The 3,497-nt window shown below is 37.9% G+C and carries 2 protein-coding genes; one reads left to right on the top strand and one right to left on the bottom strand.

All coding sequences use genetic code 11. The features are described from left to right. Positions 1–205 precede the first annotated feature (205 nt). Complete coding sequence (locus F6K57_RS40025; protein ID WP_293043934.1) at positions 206–1,537, bottom strand: AAA-like domain-containing protein; 1,332 nt, start codon at positions 1,535–1,537, stop codon at positions 206–208. 676 nt (positions 1,538–2,213) lie between these two features. On the opposite strand from F6K57_RS40025, the gene F6K57_RS40030 reads away from it, so the two are divergent. Then, positions 2,214–3,497, top strand: a 1,284-nt coding sequence (locus tag F6K57_RS40030) for an adenylate/guanylate cyclase domain-containing protein (RefSeq protein ID WP_293074415.1), incomplete at its 3' end; no start/stop codon positions are given.

Here is a 3,497-nt window from a genome sequence, read left to right on the forward strand (position 1 = left end):
AGAATTAAGAATTAAGAATTAAGAATTAAGAATTAAGAATTAAGAATTAAGAATTAAGAATTAAGAATTAAGAATTAAGAATTAAGAATTAAGAATTAAGAATTAAGAATTAAGAATTAAGAATTAATTCTGACAGACAACCTTCAACATTAAACCTTCAACATTAAACCTTCAACATTAAACCTTCAACATTAAACCTTAAACCTTAAACCTTCAACATATCAAGGTGTTCTAAAAAATACTGACGATATAAATTACAACAGAGTGTAACTTGATTTCTCTGAACACTCACCAAACCCATACTCTGTAACTTATAGATACTGATTGGATCGAGCTCAACTCCCCTATCTGCTGCAACCACCTGTTTAAGAGTAGTAGCTAAATCAGGATTTGCCCTAAGTACACTTAAGTGTTGCCGCAAATAGTCACTATAAATTCCCGTAGCAGTAGCTGCTTCAGCGAGTAATTGTTCTAGGCTAATATTATGATAAGCCAAGTGATACAGAGCAAGCTGCACTAATCCCGGATGTCCCCCCACCACAGCCATCAGTTTGCCAGCAGCTTCACTATTTGACCAATGTAATCTATAAAGCTGAGCTAACTGTTGGATTTGCTGTTTGTTAAACTCGGGTAACTTAATCGGTAATCCCACATTAAACGGAGATTGGGAAGTTTCCAGAGCAACATAAATTTCTGTCGAGTAAACCACAACAACCCGCAGCTTTCGCCACAGCGGTAGTTGTTTAGATTCCTCATGCCAAGAGCGCAATAAGGGTAAAAAATCTTTAGCAGTTTGGGTATGCTCAAACAACCGATGGACTTCATCCATTGCCAAAACTAGGGGATGGTCTATTTTTTCTAGGATATGTTCTTGTAAGTAACTCATACAGCTGACCTTACTGCCTAGGTCTTTATCCCAATAGTCATCCAGTTGCTGGGGAAGCTGGAGTTGGTAACTGATGTTAACACATAACCAGCGCAATAGCCGGTCTAAATTGCTTAAAATGGCGGTTTCTGCTTGGTTAAAATTGAGGTAAACTCTGCCATATTGTTTTTCTCTTGCCTGGTCTAATATTCGCAATAGCAAAGACGTTTTTCCTGTCTCTTTTGGTCCTGTAATCCGGAGTAAACTTCCGGGTTGGTGAATGGCTTGATAGCAAAGCTCTTCAATCGGAGGACGCTCTATATAAAGGTGAGATGGTAGGGGAAGTGCTCCACTAGGAAATTCAGCAATTTTACGTAGGCATTGACGGCGGTAATATTGCTGAATTAGTTCTTGATGGTAGGAAGTAATCGGGGTTGTTTCCAGGGTGTTCCGGAAATTGGTCTTGGTGATCGCTTTGCCAAAAATGTCTCCCAGTAATCGCCACAACTTATAGGCAGTCTTTCTGAGGTATTCAGGGCCATAGTGTGCTTCGATCGCCATATCGGTATAGGTTTTTCCTTCCCAGGCTTGGTGCAATATCCATTCCTGAAGTGGAGTTAACTTGATTTTCTCAACACTTTTGAGGATGTCAAGTACCTGATCAATAGTCATCACTAAGAGTTCCCCAATATCTCAAACGACACTTTAGCGGTTTCTAACAAGGCAGACAATTAATTTAGGTTGATGAGCGTGATTAAACTGGCTACACTTGCTAATTGACAAATACATACTATTATGTATAGTGCTAACATGCCTATCAAATGGGTGTCTTGGGATAGTTGACAAATCAATTATTTAATGATATTTATTGGTATTTAGGTAGATTGTCTAGGGAATTAGGGGTTAATTGAGTGGCTTAATCAGATAAATTTCCAGCAGATTGGGTCAATAGTGTAGCTAAATCGTAAAAGCAATTGGCTACATTTTGGTGTTGACTGTAGAGGGCACTATCGCCACAATACTATATGTTGCTCCAAAAAATAAAACTTGTCTGCTCAATCCATAGCTTGAGATAAGTGATTTGGTATTAATAAATAAAATATGTAATTTTTTTGTGGTTTACTGTTGATGGCTTACTGTTATTAATCAATGGTAAACAACTAAGAGTTTAGGGAATAATAGTTTATCTTTAATTCCACCAAATGATTTACTTCAATCATTTAATCCAATCAATTAATAAGCAGGCAATATTTTGTTATGACAAAAAAAAATATATTATAATAATAATCAATTGCCGCCAGGCATTTATTTAAATAATTCAAGATAATTTTGCAGATGATAATTTGCCATGACAAACCCATTAATAATTATTTGTATTGATAATGATCCATCAGTTCTCAATAACCTAAAAATATCTCTAGGTAATACTCTCGGCAAAGAAAATCTGATTGAAAATTTTGAAGGGAGTAAAGGGGTTGTAAAGTTAGTCGAAGAGTTGCGCAATGACGAGTATGAAGTTGCTTTAGTTTTGGCTGGTGCTGTTATCCCTGATCTGAAAGGGGATGACTTATTAAACATAGCTTATTTTTTCTCTAATCAAACTCTCAAAATTATGCTGACGGGTGATCTGGATTTGGAAGCTACAGCCAAGGCTATTCGGTATGCAAAGTTATATCGTTACCTAGGGAAGCCTTGTCCATCTGAAGACCTGAAATTGACAGTCATAGAAGCCATACATACTTATCTTCTTGAGGAAACACTGAAGGCACAAAATCGCCAACTTCAGGAACTCAATCAGCAGTTGGAAAAAATCATCTGTGATCAAGCAGCACAGATTTCAGAATATACTACAGCACCAGAACAAGCTAATCAAGAGTGGCAGCATCTGAGTGCTATAAACCGTCAGCAAACTGTCCTAGTTGACGAACTGCTAGAGAACCAGTATCAATTGACCCAGTTTCTAGAAAGGATGCCTGTGGGTGTGGCTGTGTTTAATGATAAGGGGGTACTAGAATTCCTCAATTATAAGGCGCGGCAGTTATTCGGTAAGGGAGTCGTGCCATTAACTACAGCTGAGCAAATGCCAGAGGTTTATCAACTTTATGTTGCCGGAACCAATCAGCTATACTTTGCTGAAAAATTAGTTGCTGTAAAGGCATTAAAAGGTGAAAACGCCACCCTGGATGATCTGGAAATCCACCAAGGAGAAAAAATTATCCCTATAGAAAGTTGGGGAACACCTATCTTTAATGAATTGAGCAACATTGCCTATGCTATCGTAGCTTTTCACGATATCACCCAACGCAAAAAAGCAGAAGCAGAACACCTACGCTTGAAGCAGGAATTCTCCCAAGTCAATCAAGCTTATGCAAGCTTTGTCCCTCATCAGTTTCTCCAATTATTGAACAAACCAAGCATTACCGATGTTCAATTAGGGGATCATGTTCAGCAAGAGATGTCGGTGCTATTTTCCGATATTCGCTCCTTTAGCACCCTATCGGAAAGTATGACACCTGAGGAAAATTTTGAATTTATCAATACCTATCTTTCTCGTATGGAATCTGCCATCAATGGAAATCATGGCTTTATTGATAAATACATGGGGGATGGGATTATGGCTCTGTTTAACGAA

This window comes from Moorena sp. SIO4A5 (genome assembly GCF_010672005.1).
GTDB lineage: Bacteria > Cyanobacteriota > Cyanobacteriia > Cyanobacteriales > Coleofasciculaceae > Moorena.